The 20,958-nt window shown below is 71.9% G+C and carries 22 protein-coding genes; 7 read left to right on the top strand and 15 right to left on the bottom strand.

Features of this window, described 5'->3' with window-relative positions:
* Positions 1-2: 2 nt before the first annotated feature.
* The 3 genes from rsmD to ACZ6S0_RS18180 form a co-directional block, all read right to left on the bottom strand.
* On the bottom strand, positions 3-569 hold the full coding sequence (gene rsmD / locus ACZ6S0_RS18190; RefSeq protein WP_465918600.1) for a 16S rRNA (guanine(966)-N(2))-methyltransferase RsmD: 567 nt from the start codon (positions 567-569) through the stop codon (positions 3-5).
* 449 nt (positions 570-1,018) lie between these two features.
* The gene (gene recG, locus ACZ6S0_RS18185; RefSeq protein ID WP_465918597.1) at positions 1,019-3,193 is read right to left on the bottom strand and encodes an ATP-dependent DNA helicase RecG; all 2,175 of its coding nucleotides are present in this window, start codon (positions 3,191-3,193) and stop codon (positions 1,019-1,021) included.
* Positions 3,194-3,253: 60 nt separating this feature from the next.
* Positions 3,254-4,798, bottom strand: a complete 1,545-nt coding sequence (locus tag ACZ6S0_RS18180; protein ID WP_465918594.1) for a DAK2 domain-containing protein — start codon at positions 4,796-4,798, stop codon at positions 3,254-3,256.
* A gap of 253 nt (positions 4,799-5,051) precedes the next feature.
* On the opposite strand from ACZ6S0_RS18180, the gene rpmB reads away from it, so the two are divergent.
* On the top strand, positions 5,052-5,237 hold the full coding sequence (rpmB, locus tag ACZ6S0_RS18175; protein WP_043618345.1) for a 50S ribosomal protein L28: 186 nt from the start codon (positions 5,052-5,054) through the stop codon (positions 5,235-5,237).
* 69 nt (positions 5,238-5,306) lie between these two features.
* Here the strand turns inward: rpmB and thiD are convergent, their stop codons facing one another.
* The 3 genes from thiD to ACZ6S0_RS18160 all read right to left on the bottom strand — a co-directional run bounded on the left by thiD (position 5,307) and on the right by ACZ6S0_RS18160 (position 8,847).
* Entirely contained in the window at positions 5,307-6,110 is an 804-nt protein-coding gene (gene thiD, locus ACZ6S0_RS18170; RefSeq protein ID WP_465918591.1) for a bifunctional hydroxymethylpyrimidine kinase/phosphomethylpyrimidine kinase, read from the bottom strand.
* Positions 6,111-6,118: 8 nt separating this feature from the next.
* Positions 6,119-7,774, bottom strand: coding sequence for a hypothetical protein (locus tag ACZ6S0_RS18165; RefSeq protein ID WP_465918590.1), 1,656 nt, complete (start codon positions 7,772-7,774; stop codon positions 6,119-6,121).
* Positions 7,775-7,899: 125 nt separating this feature from the next.
* Positions 7,900-8,847: a thiamine-phosphate kinase gene (locus ACZ6S0_RS18160; RefSeq protein WP_465919305.1), complete on the bottom strand. Its 948-nt coding sequence runs from the start codon at positions 8,845-8,847 to the stop codon at positions 7,900-7,902.
* 68 nt (positions 8,848-8,915) lie between these two features.
* Here ACZ6S0_RS18160 and ACZ6S0_RS18155 point away from each other — a divergent pair, with 68 nt between their 5' ends.
* Together ACZ6S0_RS18155 and ACZ6S0_RS18150 are read left to right on the top strand one after the other, a co-directional pair.
* Positions 8,916-9,149, top strand: coding sequence for an Lrp/AsnC family transcriptional regulator (locus ACZ6S0_RS18155; RefSeq protein WP_106249262.1), 234 nt, complete (start codon positions 8,916-8,918; stop codon positions 9,147-9,149).
* A gap of 13 nt (positions 9,150-9,162) precedes the next feature.
* Entirely contained in the window at positions 9,163-9,594 is a 432-nt protein-coding gene (locus ACZ6S0_RS18150) for a DUF3515 family protein (RefSeq protein ID WP_465918585.1), read from the top strand.
* A 4-nt stretch (positions 9,595-9,598) separates the two neighbouring features.
* Here the strand turns inward: ACZ6S0_RS18150 and ACZ6S0_RS18145 are convergent, their stop codons facing one another.
* The 3 genes from ACZ6S0_RS18145 to ACZ6S0_RS18135 form a co-directional block, all read right to left on the bottom strand.
* The gene (locus tag ACZ6S0_RS18145) at positions 9,599-10,693 is read right to left on the bottom strand and encodes a D-alanine--D-alanine ligase family protein (protein ID WP_465918582.1); all 1,095 of its coding nucleotides are present in this window, start codon (positions 10,691-10,693) and stop codon (positions 9,599-9,601) included.
* A 64-nt stretch (positions 10,694-10,757) separates the two neighbouring features.
* Entirely contained in the window at positions 10,758-11,768 is a 1,011-nt protein-coding gene (locus tag ACZ6S0_RS18140) for an NAD(P)H-dependent glycerol-3-phosphate dehydrogenase (protein WP_344882501.1), read from the bottom strand.
* Positions 11,769-11,772: 4 nt separating this feature from the next.
* A complete protein-coding gene (locus ACZ6S0_RS18135; protein ID WP_465918575.1) occupies positions 11,773-12,483 on the bottom strand; it encodes a lysophospholipid acyltransferase family protein in 711 nt (236 codons plus the stop codon).
* An 80-nt stretch (positions 12,484-12,563) separates the two neighbouring features.
* Between ACZ6S0_RS18135 and cofC the strand changes: the two genes are divergently transcribed.
* The gene (gene cofC / locus ACZ6S0_RS18130) at positions 12,564-13,223 is read left to right on the top strand and encodes a 2-phospho-L-lactate guanylyltransferase (RefSeq protein ID WP_465918571.1); all 660 of its coding nucleotides are present in this window, start codon (positions 12,564-12,566) and stop codon (positions 13,221-13,223) included.
* Positions 13,224-13,245: 22 nt separating this feature from the next.
* On the opposite strand, the gene ACZ6S0_RS18125 is transcribed toward cofC, so the two are convergent.
* On the bottom strand, positions 13,246-14,460 hold the full coding sequence (locus tag ACZ6S0_RS18125) for an MFS transporter (RefSeq protein ID WP_465918567.1): 1,215 nt from the start codon (positions 14,458-14,460) through the stop codon (positions 13,246-13,248).
* Between the two features lie 52 nt (positions 14,461-14,512).
* On the opposite strand from ACZ6S0_RS18125, the gene ACZ6S0_RS18120 reads away from it, so the two are divergent.
* Positions 14,513-14,740, top strand: a complete 228-nt coding sequence (locus tag ACZ6S0_RS18120) for a hypothetical protein (RefSeq protein ID WP_465918563.1) — start codon at positions 14,513-14,515, stop codon at positions 14,738-14,740.
* Between the two features lie 154 nt (positions 14,741-14,894).
* Here ACZ6S0_RS18120 and ACZ6S0_RS18115 read toward each other — a convergent pair whose 3' ends face one another.
* The 4 genes from ACZ6S0_RS18115 to leuC all read right to left on the bottom strand — a co-directional run bounded on the left by ACZ6S0_RS18115 (position 14,895) and on the right by leuC (position 17,499).
* On the bottom strand, positions 14,895-15,194 hold the full coding sequence (locus ACZ6S0_RS18115) for an HU family DNA-binding protein (RefSeq protein WP_344882488.1): 300 nt from the start codon (positions 15,192-15,194) through the stop codon (positions 14,895-14,897).
* A 99-nt stretch (positions 15,195-15,293) separates the two neighbouring features.
* Entirely contained in the window at positions 15,294-15,533 is a 240-nt protein-coding gene (locus ACZ6S0_RS18110; protein ID WP_344882485.1) for an SCO5555 family protein, read from the bottom strand.
* On the bottom strand, positions 15,512-16,099 hold the full coding sequence (gene leuD, locus ACZ6S0_RS18105; RefSeq protein WP_465918555.1) for a 3-isopropylmalate dehydratase small subunit: 588 nt from the start codon (positions 16,097-16,099) through the stop codon (positions 15,512-15,514). The genes ACZ6S0_RS18110 and leuD overlap by 22 nt, the downstream gene beginning before the upstream one ends.
* A 14-nt stretch (positions 16,100-16,113) precedes the next feature.
* Positions 16,114-17,499, bottom strand: coding sequence for a 3-isopropylmalate dehydratase large subunit (gene leuC, locus ACZ6S0_RS18100; RefSeq protein WP_465918553.1), 1,386 nt, complete (start codon positions 17,497-17,499; stop codon positions 16,114-16,116).
* Positions 17,500-17,561: 62 nt separating this feature from the next.
* Here leuC and ACZ6S0_RS18095 point away from each other — a divergent pair, with 62 nt between their 5' ends.
* Positions 17,562-18,278 (top strand): IclR family transcriptional regulator, encoded by a 717-nt coding sequence (locus tag ACZ6S0_RS18095; RefSeq protein ID WP_465918550.1) that lies wholly within the window; start codon positions 17,562-17,564, stop codon positions 18,276-18,278.
* A 58-nt stretch (positions 18,279-18,336) separates the two neighbouring features.
* Entirely contained in the window at positions 18,337-20,049 is a 1,713-nt protein-coding gene (locus tag ACZ6S0_RS18090; protein WP_465918548.1) for a hypothetical protein, read from the top strand.
* Positions 20,050-20,118: 69 nt separating this feature from the next.
* Here the strand turns inward: ACZ6S0_RS18090 and cyaB are convergent, their stop codons facing one another.
* Positions 20,119-20,661: a class IV adenylate cyclase gene (gene cyaB, locus ACZ6S0_RS18085; protein WP_465919303.1), complete on the bottom strand. Its 543-nt coding sequence runs from the start codon at positions 20,659-20,661 to the stop codon at positions 20,119-20,121.
* Positions 20,662-20,958 lie beyond the last annotated feature (297 nt).

Below are 20,958 nucleotides of genomic sequence, written 5' to 3'. Positions count from 1 at the left end.
GTCTACGGGTTCCCGGCGGCGCGACCGTACCAAACGGACGCTTCGCCATAACGACGGACCCTCTCCTCAACGTAACCTTCCGGCCACATCAACGGCTTTCCCCTGCTTTCCCTCTCGAACGCCACCAATCCCTCATCAACCAGCCAGCCGTTGTCGCGCAGCAGTTCCAGCACCACCCCCACCTCCTCGTCGGACACCGCGTAGGGCGGGTCGGCGAAGACGATGTCGTACGCCTCGCCGGGAGGTTTCCCGAGCCACCGCTCCACCTTGTCGGCCACCACGCGGGCGCCGTCGAGGCCGAGCGACTGAACGTTGGCCTTGATCGTGCGCACCGCCCTGGGGTCGGACTCGACCAGCACCGCCTCGGCCGCCCCGCGCGACAGCGCCTCCAGGCCGATCGCGCCGGAGCCCGCGTAGAGGTCGAGGACACGGGCGGCGCGCAGGCCGTACAGGGAGTCGAGGGTCAAGAAGATGCCTTCTCGGGCCCTGTCGCTGGTCGGCCTCGTCCCGCGCCCGGGCGGGACCGCCAGCCGCCGCCCACCCGCCGTGCCTGCGATGATCCGCGTCATGTGACCCATTGTTCCGCATGTTCACGCAGGTCAAGAGTGGACAAGTGTCTGCCTCGACTGCGCAAGGGTGATTCACATCGGCGGTGTGGGCCCGCATGATGAGTCTGCGGCCTTCGAGGTGACCCACACGAAGGCCGACCGGCGTGATCGTGAGCCCTTCCGCACGCCGGTTCCCTCGGCACCTGACCCGAGGGTGGGCCCAGCCGGGGACGGCATTCGGGGGGAGGCCGTCCCCGCGGCTGGGTCCTTTTTCTTTTTCCCGGCCCATCCCGTGCCGCCCACCCCCGCTCACTCTCACCGCCCACGCCGTACGGGTAGATGTCCCAAGGCCCGGCAAGGCGCACCGGCCGATCGAGCCGTGCTGGTCAGGCCGTGCTGGTCAGGCCGTGCTGGTCAGGCCGTGCTGGTCAGGCCGTGCTGGTCAGGCCGTGCTGGTCAGGCCGTGCTGGTCAGGTCTTCTCCAGGTATTCGGCTCGTTCGTCGGCCACCAGCCGGTCGATCTCCGCCCGCAGCCCCGAGTGGCCGGTCAGCTCGGGATCCTGCGCGAGGAGCGCGGCGGCCTCGTCGCGGGCGACGGCGATCACGTCTTCGTCGCGCAGCAGTTGCAGCAGCTTCAGCGAGGAGCGCTTCCCCGACTGCGCCGCCCCCAGGACGTCGCCCTCCCGCCTCTGCTCCAGGTCGACCCGCGACAGCTCGAACCCGTCGAGCGTGGCGGCCACCGCGTCGAGGCGGGCCCGCGCCGGGGTGCCCTCGGGGAAGTCGGAGACCAGCAGGCACAGACCTGGCAGGCCGCCCCGGCCCACCCGGCCCCTGAGCTGGTGGAGCTGGGAGACACCGAAGCGGTCGGCGTCCATGATGATCATGACGGAGGAGTTGGGCACGTCGACGCCCACCTCGATGACGGTCGTGGCGACCAGCACGTCCAGCTCGCCCCGCGTGAAGGAGCGCATGATCGCGTCTTTCTCCTCCGGGGGCAGCTTGCCGTGCAGCGTGCCCACGCGCAGGTCGTGGAAGGGCCCCTGGGTCAGCAGCTCGGCCACGTCGAGGACCGCGAGCGGCGGCCGGCGCTCGTCGTCGCCGCTCGCCGCCAGATCGCCCTCGTCGCCCTCCAGGTCGCCGATGCGGGGACACACGATGTACGCCTGCCGCCCCAGCGCCACCTCCTCCCGCACCCGCTGCCAGGTGCGCTCCAGGAAGTGGGGCTTCTCGGCGGCCGGCACCACGTGGGTGGTGATCGGGGCACGCCCCGAGGGAAGCTGCGAGAGCGTCGAGACCTCGAGGTCGCCGAAGACCGTCATGGCCACCGTACGGGGAATCGGGGTCGCGGTCATGACCAGGACGTGCGGGCGCCCGCCACCCCCCTTCTCGCGCAGCGCGTCGCGCTGCTCCACCCCGAACCGGTGCTGCTCGTCGACCACCACCAGCCCCAGATCGGCGAACTGGACGTGCTCCTGCAACAGCGCGTGGGTGCCCACCACGATGCCCGCCGTGCCCGAGGCCGCGTCGAGCAGCGCCACGCGGCGGGCGGCGGCGCCCATCGAGCCGGTCAGCAACGTGACCGCCGTGCCCCCGAACATGCCCCCCTGCGCCAGATCGCCCAGCATGCCGCTGATCGAACGGTGGTGTTGCTGGGCCAGCACCTCGGTGGGCGCCAGCAGCGCCGCCTGCCCCCCGGCGTCGACCACCTGGAGCATGGCCCGCAGCGCCACCACCGTCTTGCCCGCGCCGACCTCGCCCTGGAGCAGCCGGTGCATGGGGTGCTCGCGCGCCAGGTCGGCGGCGATCTCCTCGCCCACCTCGGCCTGCCCCTCGGTCAGCGAGAACGGCAGCCGCGCGTCGAAGTCGGCCAGCATCCCCTCCGAGCGCCTGGGCCGCGCCTTGGCGGGCCAGGCGGTGGCCGCCTGGCGCCGCTGGAGCAGCACGGCCTGCAGCACGAACGCCTCGTCGAACTTCAGCCGCTTGCGCGCCCGCCCCATCTCGGCGAAGTCCTTCGGCCGGTGAATGGCCACCAGCGCCTCGCCGAGATCCTGCAGCCCGTGGCGGGCCCGCAGCGCGGCGGGCAGCGAGTCGTCGAGCGGGCCGAGCGTGTCGAGCACGACGCCGACCGCCCGCCTGATCGCCCACGGGGTGAGGTCTTTGCCCGCCGGGTAGATCGGCACCGGCGCCGCCGCGAACTCCTCGGCGCTGGCCTCGCTCTCCTCGAACAGCTCGAACTCGGGGTGGGCGAGCTGCCAGCGCGGACTCGTGCGCGACCCGAACAGCCCCACCTTCCCGGCGAACATCCCCCGCCGCCCCGGCTTGAGCCGCGACTCGGCCATGTGGGAGCCCTTGCCGAAGAACGACAGGTAGAGCTTGTTGCCGTTGCCGTCGACGACCTCGACCTCCAGCCAGGTGCCGCCCCGGTTGCGCATGGGTTTGCGCATGAGCCTGGTCACCTCGCCGACCACGGTGACGTGCTCGTCGACCTCCAGCGCGTCGAGCGAGGTCAGCTCGCCGCGCTCGGCGTAGCGCCGTGGATAGTGGCGCAGCAGGTCGCCGACCGTCTCCAGGCCGAGCACGCTGTGCAGCAGCTTGGCGGTCTTCGGGTCGAGCGCCTTCGTCAGAGGCTCGTCGAAACGGCTCACGGCATTAAGTTCTACCGCTTGGGGCCGACAGGAATCCTCCGACAGGGCCGGGATCGCGGGTCACTCGACGCCGATGAGGAGCGGGTAGCCGCCCTGCTCGCCGTCGTACACGACCAGGTCCACGTCAGGACGCGTACGCGCGAGGTGCTCCGCCACCCGGCCCGGCAGCCCGTCCGGCGCGTGGGCGCCCGTGACCAGCGTGACCAGTTCGCCGCCGCCTGCCACCATGCGCTCCACCACCAGGACGGCCACCTCCTCGACCGAGCCGCCGATCGCCGCCACGTCCCCGTCGATCATGCCCAGCACGTCGCCGGGGCGGCACACCCCGGCGCTCGTGAACGCCTGCCTGTCGGCCACCGTCACGTGCCCGTAGCGCGTGTGCCCGGCCGCGTCGGTCATCGCCACCACGTCGTCGTCGAAGCGGCGCAGCGGATCGTGCACGGCCAGCGCGGACAGCCCCTGCACGGTCGCCTCGGTGGGCAGCACGCTGACCGTGACGCCGTCCTCGCGGGCGATCTCCGCCGCCGCGGCGGCGACCAGGCGCACGCCCTCGTCGTTCGGCAGCACCGCGACCTCGCTGCCGGCCTGCCTGATCGCGGCCAGCAGGGCGGGGAGCGTGGGCCGGGTGCCGGGCGCGCGGCGTACCACGACCGCGCCGCACTCCTCGAACAGCGCCGCGATGCCGTCGCCCGCCGCGACCGCCACGACGCCCCGTCCCGCGCCGCCGCGGTGGGTGCGCCCGGCCAGGTACGTGATCCGGATCCGGTGCGGGCGGCCCGCCCTCACCCCGGCCTCGACGGCGGGCCCCGCCTCGTCCACGTGCACGTGGACGTTCCACAGGCCGTCGCCGCCGATCACGACCAGCGAGTCGCCCATGGCGTCGAGCTCCTCCCGCAGCCCGGCCACGGCGCGGTCGTCGGCGTCCAGCAGGTACATCACCTCGTAGCCCGCCCCGACCTCGGTCATCGGCGACACCCGCGCGGTGGGCGCCGGCACCTCGTACCGGCCCGCGGAGGCGCCGCTGATCACGGTGGCCAGGGTCTCCAGCACGATCGCCGCTCCCGCGCCGCCCGCGTCCACGACGCCGCTGCGGGCCAGCACCTCGAGCTGGGCGGGCGTACGGCGCAACGCGGCCCGCGCCTCCCCCGCCGCCTGCCGCGCCACCTCGGGCAGGTCACCGTCGACCCCCTGGACCGCCCGCGCCGCCGACTCCAGCACGCTCAGCACCGTGCCCTCGACCGGCCTGGCCACCGCCTCCCTGGCCAGCACCGCCGCCCTCAGCAGCCCGGCCCGCAGGTCGGGGCCGTCCTTCAGCACCTCGGCCAGGCCGCGCAGGGCCTGGCTGACGATCACCCCCGAGTTGCCGCGCGCGCCCACCAACGCCCCGTACGAGAGCGTCTGCCACACCACGGACGCGTCCACGTCGTCGGGCAGCGACTCGACCGCCTCGGCCGCGGACAGCAGGGTCAGGTGCAGGTTGGTGCCGGTGTCGCCGTCGGCGACCGGGAACACGTTGATCGCGTCGATCTCGGTCTTGGCCTCGCCCAGCGCGTCGGCGGCCAGGCGGGCCCAGCGGCGTACCGCGGGCGGGTCGAGGATCTTCATCTGCGCCCTCCGACTTTCGTCCCCGACCCGACGGCCCCGGCCGCGCGCTCCAGGCCGACCTTCCGGCCGGTCCGGATGCGCTACCGTTGTGCGAGGAGAATATCGCCGCCCGAGACCCGGTCCAGATGCTCTGGTTCGCGCCTATCGGCGTGGATCGGATATCCTCGTGTGGCTGGCCGGTTGTCCCGGCATGCCCTCCGCCCGGTAAGCATCAGCGGACAGGGCTACATCGACTGTTTTAAGGAGCGATACCGTGGCTTCCGTCTGCGATGTCTGCCGCAAGGGGCCGACCTTCGGCAACAACGTGTCCCACTCCCACCGCCGCACCCGCCGTCGTTGGAACCCCAACATCCAGACGGTCCGCGCGGTCGTCGGCGGCACGCCGAAGAAGCTGAACGTGTGCACCTCGTGCATCAAGGCGGGCAAGGTCACCCGCTAGTCCGCGTCTTTCGCACGAAGGCCCGCCTCCTGTCGAGGAGCAGCGGGCCTTCGTCGTGCCCGAGCGGGGTCAGCGCCAGCGCCAGGCGTGGTCGACCGGGCCGATGCCCTCGCCCAGCGGGAAGCCCCGTGCGATCGCGCCCGTCACGTACTCCTTGGCCCCGGCCACCGCCTCCGGCACGTCGTCGCCCAGCGCGAGGCGGGAGGCGATGGCCGAGGCCAGCGTGCAGCCGGTGCCGTGGGTGTGCCGGTTGTCGAGGCGCTCCGCGGCGAAGCGGTGCTCGCTGACGCCGTCGGTGAGCAGATCGACCGGCGCACCGGGCAGATGGCCGCCCTTGATCAGCGCCCACCTCGGCCCCAGTGCCAGTACGGCGTCCGCGGCCCGCCGCAGGTCGTCCTCTCCCTCGACCTTCACGGAGGTGAGCTGCTCCACCTCCCACAGGTTGGGGGTCACCACGGTGGCCACGGGCAGCAGACGGGTCCGTACGGTCTCGACCGCCTCGGGCGCGAGCAGCGGGTCCCCGTGCTTGGACACCCCGACCGGGTCCACGACCAGCGGCGCCGGGTACGAGCCCAGCACCTCGGCCACCGTCTCCACCAGTACGGGCGAGGCGAGCATGCCGGTCTTCACCGCCTGCGCCCCGATGTCGCCGAGCACCGAGTCGAGCTGGGCGCGTACGGCCTCGGGCGGCAGCTCCCAGTAGCCCTGGACGCCCAGCGAGTTCTGGGCCGTCACGGCGGCGACGACGCTCATGCCGTGGACGCCCATGGCCAGCATGGTCTTCAGGTCGGCCTGGATGCCCGCGCCGCCGCCCGAGTCAGAGCCGGCGACCGTCAGCACGCGTGGAGGGGTCGATTCCGTCATGTCCCCCATCCAACCACTCAGCTAACGGCGCACTCTCCGGCGACCAGCCCGCAGTTCTGGGCCTTGGAGCCGCGGCCCGTGGCCGTGAACGAGACATTGACGGAGTCCCCGGCCGCCAGCGACGCCGACAGGTCGAGGATCAGCAGGTCGCCGTCCTGTGTCCAGCCGGCGCCGTCCACGTCCACGACCTTGCCGTCCACCGGGACGGAGACCGTGGGGGCCTGGAGGGTCCGCGCCGAGGTGTTGGACAGTGTCATGACGGCCTTGTACGTCGTCAGCCGCTGCTGGATGGACTGCCTGACGTTGACCGAGCCGCCGCCGGAGCCGAACGTCCCCGCGCTCTCGGTGGGCACGGAGGTCGCGGAAGGCTGCCCGCCGGTGTCGGTGTCGTCCAGCGTCGAGGGCTCCGGCGTCGGCGTCTCCGTCGCGGCCTCGTCGACCGGCTCCTCCGTCGGCTCCTCGGTGGGCTCGGCGGACTTCCGCTCCTTGGTCCTGCTGGGCGTCGGCGTCGGCGAGGTCGTACGGCGCGGGGCCCGGGCGTTGTAGGAGACCGTGGGCGTCGGGGTCTCGGCGGGCTCGGCCTCCGCGGCCTCCTCCGTCGGCTCCTCCTCGATCGGGGGCTCGGTCTCCTCCACGACGGGGTCGCCGGCCGCCGGGGCCGGTTGGCTGCTGGTGGCCTGTACGGCCGCGCAGGTCGCGCCCTCGCACTTGCCAGACTCGCCCGCGGTGCTCATGAACTTGACGCCCGCCACGGTGCCGCCGAGCACGACGGCCACGGCGGCGACGGAGAGCAGCGCCACCCGGGCCTTGCCTGGTCCGGCGGCGGCGCCGAGCAGGTCGTCGCCGCCGCGCCCCGACCTGCGCCGGCCGCGTCGGCCACGGGGCTCGTCCGGTTCGCCGATGCCCGAGCCGTCGGACCAGTCGGACCCGAGGAAACTCGTCTCGGTGTTGGCCCAGGCGGGGGTCATCGCGGCGGTCGGCTCGCCGGCCACCTTGACGTCGCCCGGCTCGGGCGGTCCGCCGTAGACGCCGCCGGGGCCAGGAGGAGAGTCGAAGCTCGCGGTACGCCCGGCGGGGTCGTCGTCGAACGAGTCGAAGAAGGCGGTCCCGCCGGGCGGCCCGTCGAACGGCCCGTCGAACTGCCCGGGACGGTCATGCGGCTGGTCGTGGCCGCCCGGCCGGTCGAAGAAGGAGCCCGGCTGCCCGGGGCCAGGCATCCCGCCCGGCATCCCGGCCTGGCCGCCGAACACGGCCGTCTGCCCGGGGTCGCCGTACGGGCCCGCGGGAGGCTGGTCCCACTCGGGCGGACGCGCGAAGGCGCCCGTCGTCTCGAACGGCCCGGCGTCCATGGGCTCAGGAGAGGGCGGGAAGGCGCCCGCGTGGCCGTCGGCGGGCGGGAACCCTCTGGCGGGGTCGCCGGCCGGAGGAAAGCCGCCGGCAGGGTCGGCAGGCAGCGCGAAAGCCCCGGTGGTCTCGAACGGCTCCGACTGCTGGGCGCGCGGAGGCTGCCCGTCGGCACGCTGCGGCATGGGGGCCCACTGGCCCGTCACCTCGGGCCGGTCCGGCAACGAGGGCCAGCCCGGCGGCTCGGCCTGCTCGTCAGGACCCCAGAATGCGCTGCTGTTCCCCCGTTCGTCCCCGTCGTCGGATCCACCTGTGCCGTGGCGGCCCATGGCTGCCCTTTCTGCCGGTTACAGTGGCCGCCAATCTTCATAACACCTTTACTACGCCGCTGTCACAGCAATCCCGCTAGTGATACCCCAAAACGGGAAAATTTCACGTAAATCGGGACATCTCATCACCGAAAGTGATCCCACCCGCGACGCCGGATTTCTCGCCCATACACCACGACGCCCTCCCCCTCGACCACCCGGCCCACGACCTGCCACGACGCCGGCAGCCGTACGTCCGGGGGGAACGTCGCCGCCAAGGCGTGATCCTCACCACCCGACAGCACCCACTCCAGCGGATCGGCCCCCAGCTCCTTGGCCGCCGCCGCCACCGGCTCCGCCACCGTGAACGCCTGGGGATCGAGCTCGACGCGTACGCCCGCGGCCTCGGCGATGTGGCCCACGTCCTGCAGGAAGCCGTCGCTGACGTCCAGCATCGCGCTCGCGCCCAGCTCCGCCGCCAGGGGCCCCATCGCGTACGGAGGACACGGCCTGCGGTGCCCGGCCACCGCCTCCCGCAGGGCAGGCGCGTCCACCGGCACGCCCGCCTCCAGCAGGGCCCATCCGGCGGCGGCGTGACCGAGCCGGCCCGCCACCGCCACCACGTGCCCCGGCCGGGCTCCCGACCTGGTCACGGGAGCCCGCCCGCCCAGGTCACCCAGCGCGGTCACGCCGATGACGACCAGGTCGCAGCGGGTGACGTCGCCGCCCGCCACGCTCGCCCCCACGGTCGCGCACTCGTCCACGAAGCCGTCGGTCAGCTCGTCGAGCCACGTCAGGGGCAGGTCGGCGGGGATGCCGAGCCCGACCACGATGGACGTCGGTGTCGCGCCCATGGCGGCCACGTCGGACAGGTTCTGGGCGGCGGCCTTGCGGCCCACGTCATAGCCGCTGGACCAGTCGCGGCGGAAGTGCCTGCCCTCGATCAGCACATCCGTCGAGACCACCACGCGCCCGTCGGGCGCGCTGAGCACGGCGGCGTCGTCACCCGGGCCGAGCATTACCGCCGCGCCCTGGGGCAGACGTCCGGTAATACGAGTTACCACACCGAATTCGCCGAGATCTCCGACTGTGATGACGCACCTCCTGACGCACACAGGGTACGGTGGCCCTTCGGCGTGATCGAATCGCCCGGGAGGACGTGATGGTGCAGGCCTACATCCTTATCCAGACCGAGGTCGGCAAGGCCGCCGCGGTGGCTCGCGAGATCTCCGGGATTCCCGGGGTCACTCAGGCGGAAGACGTGACGGGGCCGTACGACGTGATCGTTCGCGCGGAGGCCAACAACGTCGATGAGCTGGGCAAGCTCGTCGTGGCGCAGATTCAGGCGGTGGAGGGAATCACGCGTACCCTTACGTGTCCGATTGTCCACATCTGAAGGTAGTCCTCGTATGCGTGCCGCCGCCGTCCTGCTCGTTCTCCTAGCACTCGCCGGTTGCGGCGGCACCGTACAGGTCGAGCCTCCCGTGCCGCAGGGCGAGGCGGTCGCGGCCTGTGACCGGCTGGCCACGCTGCTGCCATCGACGCTCGACGGCGACGAGCGGGGCACGACCGCGCCCGAGTCGCCGTACGTGGCCGTCTGGGGGCCGGGCACCATCGCGCTGCGCTGCGGCGTGCCCCGGCCGGTCAGGATGGCGCCCACCGACCAGCTCCAGGAGATCGGCGGGGTGGGCTGGTTCGCCGACCCCGACAGGACCACGTTGTTCACGGCCGTGACCGACACCGCCTACGTGGAGGTCACGGTCGGCGGCGAGCACGTGGCCGCCGAGGTGCTGGCCGATCTGTCGAAGCCGATCGCCCAGATCTCGGCCGCGCCCCGCTGACCGCTCACCGCAGCCCCGGCGACCGCGACAGCGCGAGCTGGATCAGCCGCTCGACCAGCGCCGGGTACGACAGCCCCGAGGCCGCCCAAAGCTGCGGCGCGACCGACAGCGAGGTGAACCCCGGCATGGTGTTGATCTCGTTGAGCACCACCTTGCCGTCGGGCGTGTAGAAGAAGTCGACCCGCGCGAGCCCCTCGCAGTCGAGTGCCTCGAACGCGCGCACGGCCATCGCGCGCAACTCCTCGGCCGTCTCCTGCGGAATGTCGGCGGGCACGGTGAGCGACATCTGGTCGGGGTAGTACTTGGCCTCGAAGTCGAAGAACTCCTGGCCGCCCTCCACCTTCACCTCGCCGGGCAGCGACGCGGCGGCGGGCTCGTCGCCCAGCGACTCCAGCACCGCGCACTCGATCTCGCGGCCCACGATCTCGGCCTCGATGATCACCTTCGGGTCGTGCCGCCTGGCCAGCTCCACCGCCTCCACCAGCTCGGCCCGGTCGTGGGCCTTGGAGATGCCCTGCGAGGAGCCCGCCCTGGCAGGCTTGACGAAGACGGGGTAGCCGAGTTCCTCGGCCTCCTTGAGCACGCGTTCGTGGTCGAGCCGCCATTCGCGCTCGCGTACGACGACGTAGCGGCCGGTCGGCAGCCCCGCGGCGGCCATGACCGTCTTCATGTGGGGCTTGTCCATGCCGACGGCGCTGGCCAGCACGCCGGAGCCGACGTAACGCACGCCGGCCATCTCCAGCAGGCCCTGGATGGTGCCGTCTTCGGCGAACGGGCCGTGCATCACCGGGAACACCACGTCGACCGTGCCCAGCTCGACGGGGATGCTGCCGGAGTCGTAGGCCACCAGCGCGCTGCCGCCGGAGGGCAGGGCCAGGGCCGCACCCGTGGTGTCGACGACCGGCAGCTCGCCGTCCTCGATCGCGTACCGCTGGTCGGAAGCGGCCAGCACCCACCTGCCGTCCTGGGCGATCCCGATGGGGATCACCTCGTACTTGCTCCTGTCGATGGCATCGAGCACGCTGCCGGCCCCCATGAGGGATACGGCGTGCTCTGAATTGCGGCCTCCGAAAAGGACGGCGACGCGTGGCTTGCTCATGGTGTCCGAATCTACCGGGGTGTCCCTGTCACAGCGAGCCGAGCACGCCGTGTTCAGGTCATTCTCACAACCCGTAGCGCTCGGGCTTGGGCGAGCGGGACATGAGCAGCATGCCCGCCTCCGCCGGTGACATGCCGTCGTGGACGACGCCGACGACGACCTCGGTGATCGGCATCTCGACGTCGTGCTTCCTGGCGAGTTCGAGCACGGACTCGCAGGACTTCACGCCCTCGGCGGTCTGCTTGGTGGCCGCGACGGCCTCGGCCAGCGTCATGCCGCGGCCCAGGTTCTCCCCGAACGTACGGTTGCGCGACAGCGGGGACACGCACGTCGCCACGAGATCGCCCATCCCGGCCAGACCGGCGAACGTGTGCGCGTCGGCCCCCAGAGCCGCCCCCAGACGGGAGATCTCCGCCAGCCCCCGGGTGATCAGCATGGCGCTGACGTTGTCGCCCATGCCCATCCCCGCGGAGACGCCGACGGCCAGGGCGATCACGTTCTTCACCGCGCCGCCCAGCTCGACCCCGACCACGTCGGGGTTGGTGTACGGGCGGAACCACGGCGGCAGGTGGCAGATCGCCTGCAGCCGCTCGGCCACCGACTCGTCGGCGCAGGCCACGACCGTGGCGGCGGGCTGCCGCTGGGCGATCTCCTTGGCCAGGTTGGGCCCGGACACGACGGCGACCCGCTCTTCAGGCACCTCGGCCACCTCGCGGATCACCTCGCTCATCCGCTTGGTCGTGCCCAGCTCGATGCCCTTCATCAGGCTCACCAGCACGGCCTCCGACGGGATGTACGGCCGCCAGACGGCCAGGTTGGGGCGCAGGCGCTGCGACGGCACGGCGAGCACCACGAAGTCGGCCCCGGCCAGCGCCCGCTCGGGGTCGGTCGTGGCCCGCAGCGAGGCGGGCAGCGGCACGCCCGGCAGGTAGTCGGGGTTGACGTGGTCACGGTCGATGGACTCGACCAGCTCGGCCCTGCGGCCCCACAGCGTGACCTCGTTACCGGCCTCCGCCAGGATCATCGCGAACGTGGTGCCCCACGAGCCCGTGCCGAAAACGGCTGCCTTCGTCATGCCTTCACCGTCCGGCGGGGTCGTAGGGAGTCTCCGGGGCCTTCTCGCCCCGCAGCTCGGCGAGTTGCTCGGTGACCGCCGCCATGATGTCGGCCGTCGCCTCGCGCAGCACGTCGGCCTGCGGCGACCTGCCCGCGTATCTGGACAGGTCGACCGGCGGCCCCACGGTCACGTGGAACGTCTTGCGCGGGAACAGCCGGGGCTTCTTCTCACCGTACGGCAGCAGCTCCTGTGCTCCCCAATGCGCCACAGGGATGACCGGCGCCCCGCTCTCCAGCGCCAGCCGGGCCACGCCCGTCTTGCCCACCATGGGCCACAGGTCGGGGTCGCGGGTGCAGGTGCCCTCCGGGTAGAACAGGATCGCGCAGCCGTCGGCCAGCCGCTCCGCCGACAGGCGCAGCGACCTGGCCGCCTCGCTGCTGCCGCGATCGACCGGGATCGCCAGCAGGCCGCTGACGGCCCGCCCCAGGAACGGCACCCTGAACAGCCCCGACTTCGCCAGGATCACCGGCCAGCGGCCGTTGTTGTACAGGAAGTGCGACAGCAGCACGGGATCGGTCCACGACAGGTGATTGGCCGCGATGATCACGCCGCCGGTCTTCGGGAGGCGGTCGCCGTTGCGCCAGTCACGCTTGACCAGGAGCCGCGACAGCGGCTTCACCACGGCGACGGCAAAGGTCTCCCAGAAGCGCGATGGTCGCGTGGGGCGGCTCATGGTCTCCTCCAACACCTACGGGATCGAGCCCCAAGTCTCCCGGTTGGCCGCGCGGGATGTCGAGGCGCGATGCTTACCCTATGAGCATCCGCTGGTCCTTGGTCATTCCGGTGAAGACGCTGGTCGCGGCGAAGACTCGGCTCGCGGCCGCGACGGGGCCGCACCGTACCCGGCTGGCCGTGGCCGTGGCGTGTGACACCGTGGCCGCCGCGCTCTCCTGCCCGCCGGTCGCGCGGGTAATCGTGGTGACGGCCGACCCCGCCGCCGCCGGGCCGCTCGCCGCACTGGGGGCCGACGTGGTGCACGACCCCGACCGGGGGTTGAACACGGCCCTGCGTACGGGGGCCGCGCACGCCGTACGTGTCGCGCCCGGCGACGCGGTGGGCGCGCTCCAGGCCGACCTGCCCGCCCTGCGACCGGCCGAGCTGGCGCTGGCGCTGGAGGCGGCGGCCGAGTTCGACCAGTCGTTCGTGCCCGACGCGCTCGACGTCGGCACGACCTTCTACGGCGTACGGCCGGGCACGCCGTTCACGCCCAGGTTCGGCGGGGAGTCGCGGGCCAAGCACCTCGCCGGAGGGGCCAAGGAGCTGTGCGTGCCGGGGACCGACTCGGTCAGGCGCGACGTGGACACGCCCGACGACCTGCGCGCGGCCCTCGCCCTGGGCCTCGGACCGCACACGGCGGCGGTCGTCGCCGACCTCTGGCCGACCTCCGAGATCACCCCGCCGCCACCGGCCTGAGCCCTCGGCAGGGCACCCGCGTTCATCGGCCCAGGTCACCGAGCCGCCTGATGCCGGGGGTCGTGACGATCGCGAGGTAGGACAGGCCGAGCAGGGCCACCCCGGCGGCGAACACCCCGTACCCGCCCAGCCACTCCCCCAGCGCGCCGCCCGCCAGCCCGCCCAGCGGCATCGCCCCCCACATGAGGAAGCGCATGCTGGCGTTCACCCGGCCCAGCAGACGTTCCGGGGTGATGCGCTGGCGGTAGCTGAGCTGGGCCACGTTGAAGACCACGGCGGCGGCACCCGCCAGGGCCGAGGCGACCGGGAAGATCAGCAGCCGCCAGCCGGGGCCCGTGGCCAGCGCGGGCAGCCCCAGGGCCAGGGTGAGCGCGGCGGAGGCGTACAGGGTGGCGCCGATCCCGAGGCGGGCCGTCAGCCCGGCCACGAGCGGCGCGCCGCACAGAGCGCCGACGGCCGGGGCCGACAGCAGCAGTCCGTACGTCACGGCGTCCAGGCGCAGGTCCACCACGAGGTAGAGCGGGTAGCCGACGGCGCAGATCCCGAGGGCCACCCGGGTGAGCGCGCCCCCGGCGGCCACCCGGCGCAGCACCGGCTCCCGCAGCACGAACGCGACCCCCTCGCGCATCTCCGCCCGCAGCCGCCCCCGGGCCGACGGCGGCTCCGGCCGTTCCGCGGCCCGGATCCCGGACAGCAGGCGGGCCGAGGCCAGATAGCCGACGGCGTCCGCCAGCAGCGCGAACGGCGCGGTCAACGCGCTCACCAGCCAGCCGCCCAGCCCCGGCCCCGCCAGCACGGACACCTGCCGGGTGACCTCGAGCCGCCCGTTGGCCCGTTCGAGCCGGTCCTTGGGCACGATCGCGGGCACGAAGCTCATCTGCGCCACGTCGAAGAAGACGGTGCCCGCGCCCAGCACCAGCGCGACGGCGTACAGGTGCGGCAGCGTGAGCAGGCCCGCCCAGGCGGCGGCCGGGACGGTGAGCAGCGCCAGGCCCCTGGCCAGGTCGGACCAGACGAGGACCGGGCGGCGCGGCCACCGGTCCACCCAGGCCCCGGCGGGCAGCCCGATCAGCAGGAAGGCGGCCATCTGGACGGCCGACAGCAGGCCGAGTTCGAAGGCCCTGGCCTCCAGGGTGAGCACGGCGGTCAGCGGCAGGGCGACGACCGTGACCTGGGTGCCGAGATGGGTGACCCCGTTCGCCCAGACGAACCGCCAGAAGTCTTCCAGCGGGCGCATGAGCTGATCGTGCGCGCTCGTCCGGCGTCGGGCAACCGCCTAAGCTGGTCGCGTGCAGGCGACGGTACGCAGTTTCGACGAGGCCACACGGTCCGGCACGGTGTTCCTCGACGACGGGGCCGTGCTGGAGTTCGGCGCGCCCGCCTTCGACGCGGGCCCGCTGCGGCTGCTCCGCACGGGCCAGCGGGTCAATCTCGGGGTCTCCGGCGGGAGAATCACCTACGTCACGCTGTCGACTTTCCCGGTCCCGGCCTCTTTCCAGACCACGGAAGGTTCCTAGCCCTCTTTCGAGGCCGGGGCGGGGTTCCCGGCCCTCGCGCCTCTCTCCGGGGACGCGGACGGGCACGGATCGTGCGGGCCCGAGCCCCTTTCCTGGGCGCGGGGGTGGGAATACGGACGCCCGGGCCGATGGCCCGGGCGCTGGTCCGCTGGATTTACTTCCTCTTGCCGATTTTCTTGCCGCCCTCGTTCACCAGCTCTTTGAAATCAGAACCGGCACGGAACTTCGGCGCCCAGCTCTCGGCGACGTTGATTTCGGCGCCGGTCGACGGGTTACGCGCCGTGCGGGCGGGCTTGTTCACCATCTCGAACGCGCCGAAGCCCGTGATCGAGACCTTGTCGCCGCCGGCCACAGCCTTCTGAATGGCGTCGACGACCGCGTTGACGGCCTCGGTGGCCGTCTTCCTGTCGCCCACCCGATCCGCGATGGCCTCGACGAGTTCTCGCTTGTTCATGAAAGTCCTGCTCCCCCAGTTACGGCTCGGGGTTCCAGCTCACGAGTTCGACGTAGAAACCCCTTACGCGCTCGAAAGTAGGCGGGATCGCGAGGGAACTCAATCACCCAGCGTATTTTCTTCATTGCGTGGCGTGTCGAAGTCGACGTCAAGAGCGGTCAGAAACGCTTCGAGACGGGCCGCCGCCCTTTCCGGATCGCGCTTGGCGAGGTCGCAGATGGCCAGATATCGGCGGGCCACCCGTTCCTTCTCGGCGGCGGGGAGCACGCGGACGCGGCGGTGCGCCTCGCGCAACCGCCGCGCCAGTTCGTCGTCTTCTAGACGGTCGTCGGCAGCCATGGCTGCCGACCATTCTCGTACGCCGCCACCTCGTCGGCGTGACGCAGGGTCAGCCCGATGTCGTCGAGCCCCTCCATGAGCCGCCAGCGGGTGTAGTCGTCGATCTCGAACGGGACGACCTCGCCGGCCCAGCGCACCTGGCGCTCGGCCAGGTCGACGGTGACGTCCAGCTTCGGGTCCGCCTCGACGGCCGCCTGCAGGGCCTCGACCCGGTCGCCGGGCAGGATGACCGGCAGCAGGCCCATCTTGGTGGAGTTGTTGCGGAAGATGTCGCCGAAGCGGGCGGCGATCACGACGCGGAACCCGTACTGCTGCAGCGCCCAGACGGCGTGCTCGCGGGAGGAGCCGGTGCCGAAGTCGGGGCCGGAGACCAGGATCGAGCCGCCCTCGTAGGAGGGGTCGTTGAGGACGAACGCCGGGTCCTCGCGCCAGGCCGCGAACAGGCCCTTCTCGAAGCCGGTGCGGCTGACCTGCTTGAGCCAGACGGCCGGGATGATCTGGTCGGTGTCGACGTTGCTGCGGCGCAGCGGCACCGCCGTACCGGTGTGGGTGGTGAAGGCTTCCATCTCGGTGTCTCTCCTTAGAGGTCGGCGGGGGCGGTGAGGCGGCCGGTGACGGCGGTCGCGGCGGCGACCTGCGGCGACACCAGGTGCGTACGGCCACCCTTGCCCTGGCGGCCCTCGAAGTTGCGGTTGGAGGTGGAGGCGCTGCGCTCGCCGGGCTGGAGCGTGTCGGGGTTCATGCCCAGGCACATCGAGCAGCCCGCCTCGCGCCACTCCGCACCGGCGGCCTTGAACACCTCGTCCAGGCCCTCCTGCTCGGCCTGCTTCTTGACCATCATCGAGCCGGGCACGATGAGCGTGCGGGTCTTGACCTGGCGGCCGCGCAGGATCTCGGCGGCCGAGCGCAGGTCCTCGATGCGGCCGTTCGTGCAGGAGCCGACGAAGACGGTGTCGACCTCGATCTCCCGCAGCGGCGTGCCGGCGGTCAGGCCCATGTAGGCGAGGGCCCGCTCGGCGGCCGAGCGCTCGACCGGGTCGGCGAAGCTGCCGGGCGCGGGGACGGACGCGCCCAGCGGCAGGCCCTGGCCCGGGTTCGTGCCCCACGTGACGTAGGGGGTCAGCGTGGCGGCGTCGATCTCCACGACCTTGTCGAACACGGCGTCGTCGTCGGTGCGCAGCGACTTCCAGTATTCGACGGCCCGGTCCCACTGCTCGCCCTCCGGGGCGTGCGGGCGGCCCTTGAGGTAGGCGAACGTGGTCTCGTCCGGGGCGATCACGCCGGCCCGCGCGCCGGCCTCGATCGACATGTTGCAGACGGTCATGCGGCCCTCCATGGAGAGCTTGCGCACGGCCTCGCCACGATACTCGACGATGTAGCCCTGGCCGCCACCGGTGCCGATCTTGGCGATGATGGCCAGGATCAGGTCTTTGGCCGTGACGCCGACGGGCAGCTCGCCCGAGACCTCGATGGCCATCGTCTTGGGCCGGTAGGCGGGCAGCGTCTGCGTGGCCAGCACGTGCTCGACCTCGGAGGTGCCGATGCCGAACGCGATGCCGCCGAACGCGCCGTGCGTGGAGGTGTGGGAGTCGCCGCACACGATCGTCATGCCGGGCTGGGTCAGGCCGAACTGCGGGCCGATGATGTGCACCACGCCCTGCCCGGCGTCGCCCATCGGATGGAGCCGGACGCCGAACTCGGCGGCGTTCTTGCGCAGCGTCTCGACCTGGGTCTTGGACACCGGGTCGGAGATCGGGCCGAGGACGGTCGGCACGTTGTGGTCCTCGGTGGCGATGGTGAGATCAGGCCTTCGCACCTTCCGGCCGGCGAGACGGAGCCCGTCGAACGCCTGCGGGCTGGTCACCTCGTGAATGAGGTGCAGGTCGATGTAGAGCAGGTCAGGCTCGCCCTCCGCGCGACGGACTACGTGCTGCTCCCAGACCTTCTCGGCCAGTGTGCGGCCCATGATCTCCTCCTCGAGAGTCCTCCGACTTGCTTTCTCATATGTCGAGACGGCAGTATCGGTGTATGGACAACTCTAGCGGAGTCGGAGTACTCGACAAGGCAGTTCTTGTACTCAATGCCCTGGAAGCGGGACCCGCTTCACTTGCCCAGCTCGTCCAGGCCACCGGCCTGGCCCGGCCCACGGCCCACCGGCTGGCCGTCGCACTGGAGCACCACCGCATTGTGAGTCGTGACACACAGGGCCGGTTCGTGCTCGGCCCCCGGCTCGCCGAGTTGTCCACCGCGGCCGGCGAGGACCGGCTGCTCGCGGTGGCCGCCCCCGTGCTGATGCAGCTCAGGGATCTGACCGGCGAGAGCGCGCAGCTCTATCGCCGCCAGGGTGACGAACGCGTGTGCGTGGCCGCGGCCGAACGGGCCAGCGGCCTGCGTGACACGGTTCCCGTGGGGTCGGCGCTGCCCATGACGGCGGGTTCGGCGGCGCAGATCCTGCTGGCCTGGGAGGAGCCCGACCGGCTGCACCGCGGGTTGCGCGGGGCCAAGTTCACCGCCGCCACGCTGGCGTCGGTGCGCAGGCGCGGCTGGGCCCACAGCGTGGGCGAACGTGAGCAGGGTGTGGCCAGTGTGTCGGCGGCGATAAAGGGCAGCGGCGGCAAGGTGATCGCGGCCGTGTCGGTCTCGGGGCCCATCGAGCGGCTGACGAGGGCGCCGGGGCGGCTCCACGCGGTTCCCGTCATGGCCGCAGCCGAACGTATCACCGAGGCCATGCGACGCACGTCATGATCCGCCAAAGCAGGTATTTGGGGAGCCGACTGCCTCGTGGGCGCACTAGCCTGAGTGCGTGACAGATCGCATCGAGGTAGCCGCCACTGAGCTGCGACCCCTGCTCGAAGAGTTCATCATGTGGGCGCGTGCGAACGCCCCCGGAAGCGACCCCGAGCTCGTGGGGCCCGCCGCTCTGTGGCACCGTCTCGCCTTCTCGCAGGACTTGGGCACGTGGAAGCGTGCTGACCTGCGTAACCTGCTGCTCGACCGCATGCCGAAGGTCGTGGAGGATCCCGACGCCGCCGCCGACGGGATGCTCCCGGCCGTGGACGCGTACCTGACGTTCCTCTCGCAGACCGGCCGCCTGGCCAAGGGGTCCGACACCCTCGCCGATCTGCAGGCCGAGCTCGACGACGTCGAGGACGAGTTCGTCGATCTCATGGAGGAGCTGCTCGACGACACCGAGGGTGACGAGGAGGGGGACGACGAGACCAGCGACCTGGGCGATTTCGAGCCGTTCGCCGACGAGCTGGCCGAGCTCGACACGATCAGGCTGCGGCCCGACTCCGAGCTGGCCGCGGCGGCCCGTCAGGTGCCGCTGATCGCCAAGGCCCGCGAGCTGGCCGTGTGGGTGGGCTCCGGCCGCCGGGTGGGCGAGGACACCCTGCTCACCGACGCCGAGGTGGAGGAGGCGCTGGCGGCCGTCGGGCTGCCCAGGCCCGAGACCGAGGGCCCCACCGTCGAGGCCGTGCCCCAGCTCTGGAACATCTGGAACCTGGCCGTCGACCTCGAGTTCCTGGAACCGGGCGAGGGCGGCACGGTGGCGGTGCAGGACGACACCGCGGAGTGGCCGTTCGACGAGGACGAAGACGTGCTCGACGCGTGGATGCTCGGGCTGCACTCGGTCGACTACGGCGACCCCGAGCTGGACGACGACGACCTCACCATGGCCCTGGCCGGCCTGACCCGGGGCACGCTGGTCCGGCTGCTGCTGGCCGGCGGCTCCCGCGATCTCGGCGAGCTGACCCAGGAGCTGGCCGAGGCCGCCGCCGACCTCGACGAGCTGGGCGCCGACGCGTGGGAGGCGGCGGGCGACCCGCTGGCCCCGGCGATCGAGTGGCTGTCCGGCTACGGCATGGTCGAGGTCGACGACGGCGTCCTGCGGCTGACGCCGCTGGGCACCGAGGGCGTCATCCACCTGGTCGACGACGCCGACATCGAGGTCGACGCCCGTCCGGCGATCGAGTCGATGAGCGCCCACGAGCTGCTGGCGCTGAGCGCCGAGCTGCCGGAGGACGAGGCCGACGCCGAGTTCGCGGCCTGGATGCGGCTGCGGGAGCCGGGCAAGGCGGCCGAGGAGCTGCTGGACGCGGCGGCGGAGGACGAGAGCGACGCGCTGATCAGGGTGCAGGCGGCCAGCGTGGTCGGCACGCTGGGCGAGGCCGCCGTCCCGGCCTGGCAGGCGGCGCTCAAGCAGTCCTCGCTGCGACCTTACGCCGCCACGCACCTGAGCCAGCTCGAGGTGCCGGGCGCGCCCGAGCCGACGCAGGACGACACCCACTGGCTCATCCTCGACATGTGGACGATCTCGGCGGGGCTGGGGCGTTCGGAGTTCGTGAGCAGCCTGCGCGACATCGGGCCGGAGCTGGTCAACGAGCTGCTCGAGGTGATCTGGAAGATCCCGCACGCCCACGTGGAGGAGCTGCTCGACCTGATCTCGCAGGTGCACCCCGACAAGCAGGTGGCCAAGGCGGCCCGCCGAGCCCTGTTCAAGGCCCGCTCGGTGTGACCTCCCCCTCGATGCGACTCTCCAGGAGGCCCTCGCCATCCCGGCGGGGCCCACCGCTCTGGGGCTGTTCTAGGCGGGGATGAGCGCGGAGCGTACCAGCGAGTCGTACGTCTCGGTGGTGCGCTCCAGCGCTACCCCCAGGTCGCGGGCGAACGCGTCCAGCTCGGCCTGCACGGCCGTGCCCGACTCCGTGCCGTGCACGGTCCGCTCGATCTCCACGAAGACGCCGGCATGCTCCACCTCGTCCACACAGACCATCATGTCGCCGTGCATCGCGGTGCGGCGGGTCTTCACGATCCGAACGGTCGGGCTGAACCCCATCGCCACGATCGCGTGGTGCATCTGCTCTCGATCCGCGACCCACGTCTCGTGCTCCAGGCACGCCATCTCGTTGGCCTGGGGCTTCTTCACCGTGAACAGGTGCCGGCCGTCCTGGGTACGCAGCCTCGCGAACGCGTGCCCAATCTTGCTCTGCCCGTACTGCCAGCCGGGTTCGGCGTACGCCTGATCGTCCTGCAGGACCGGGGCCGACAGGTGGACTCCGTGCCGCGTGAGCGCGGCCTCCAGCGCCTCCAGGTCGCTCACACGGTACTTGACCTCGATCTCCTGTATTTCACCGGCCACATCAGCCTCCCCAGCTCCGTGCGTGACCGGGGGAGCCTATCGGTCGGCGGGCCCAGAGGAACTCGCTTCAGGTCTTGGCGGACTCGACCCTGCCGTACGGGCGCCGACGGCTCAACCTCAATGAACTCCCACGAGCCCCTGGCCTCCGCCAACCCCGGCAGAATGGGCCGTGCCCAAATGGCTATCTGACCGTCGAACGCCGAGTTAGCCCGCGGCTACCCACATCTGCCGCGATTCCTTCCGAAATAGCCAGTCGCACGGCGCGTTGTGTAACGTCCGTCGGGT

The organism is Nonomuraea sp. NPDC051298 (genome assembly GCF_055586305.1).
This window is presented reverse-complemented; position numbering and strand designations above follow the sequence as displayed.

What these genes read in the sequence shown, in the direction of transcription:
- rsmD (WP_465918600.1), bottom strand. Translation starts at nt 569, where the DNA reads ATGACGCGGATCATCGCAGGCACGGCGGGTGGGCGGCGGCTGGCGGTC.
- ACZ6S0_RS18180 (WP_465918594.1), bottom strand. Translation starts at nt 4,798, where the DNA reads ATGAAGATCCTCGACCCGCCCGCGGTACGCCGCTGGGCCCGCCTGGCC.
- thiD (WP_465918591.1), bottom strand. Translation starts at nt 6,110, where the DNA reads ATGGGGGACATGACGGAATCGACCCCTCCACGCGTGCTGACGGTCGCC.
- ACZ6S0_RS18165 (WP_465918590.1), bottom strand. Translation starts at nt 7,774, where the DNA reads ATGGGCCGCCACGGCACAGGTGGATCCGACGACGGGGACGAACGGGGG.
- ACZ6S0_RS18155 (WP_106249262.1), top strand. Translation starts at nt 8,916, where the DNA reads ATGGTGCAGGCCTACATCCTTATCCAGACCGAGGTCGGCAAGGCCGCC.
- ACZ6S0_RS18150 (WP_465918585.1), top strand. Translation starts at nt 9,163, where the DNA reads ATGCGTGCCGCCGCCGTCCTGCTCGTTCTCCTAGCACTCGCCGGTTGC.
- ACZ6S0_RS18145 (WP_465918582.1), bottom strand. Translation starts at nt 10,693, where the DNA reads ATGAGCAAGCCACGCGTCGCCGTCCTTTTCGGAGGCCGCAATTCAGAG.
- ACZ6S0_RS18140 (WP_344882501.1), bottom strand. Translation starts at nt 11,768, where the DNA reads ATGACGAAGGCAGCCGTTTTCGGCACGGGCTCGTGGGGCACCACGTTC.
- ACZ6S0_RS18135 (WP_465918575.1), bottom strand. Translation starts at nt 12,483, where the DNA reads ATGAGCCGCCCCACGCGACCATCGCGCTTCTGGGAGACCTTTGCCGTC.
- cofC (WP_465918571.1), top strand. Translation starts at nt 12,564, where the DNA reads ATGAGCATCCGCTGGTCCTTGGTCATTCCGGTGAAGACGCTGGTCGCG.
- ACZ6S0_RS18125 (WP_465918567.1), bottom strand. Translation starts at nt 14,460, where the DNA reads ATGCGCCCGCTGGAAGACTTCTGGCGGTTCGTCTGGGCGAACGGGGTC.
- ACZ6S0_RS18115 (WP_344882488.1), bottom strand. Translation starts at nt 15,194, where the DNA reads ATGAACAAGCGAGAACTCGTCGAGGCCATCGCGGATCGGGTGGGCGAC.
- ACZ6S0_RS18110 (WP_344882485.1), bottom strand. Translation starts at nt 15,533, where the DNA reads ATGGCTGCCGACGACCGTCTAGAAGACGACGAACTGGCGCGGCGGTTG.
- leuD (WP_465918555.1), bottom strand. Translation starts at nt 16,099, where the DNA reads ATGGAAGCCTTCACCACCCACACCGGTACGGCGGTGCCGCTGCGCCGC.
- leuC (WP_465918553.1), bottom strand. Translation starts at nt 17,499, where the DNA reads ATGGGCCGCACACTGGCCGAGAAGGTCTGGGAGCAGCACGTAGTCCGT.
- ACZ6S0_RS18095 (WP_465918550.1), top strand. Translation starts at nt 17,562, where the DNA reads ATGGACAACTCTAGCGGAGTCGGAGTACTCGACAAGGCAGTTCTTGTA.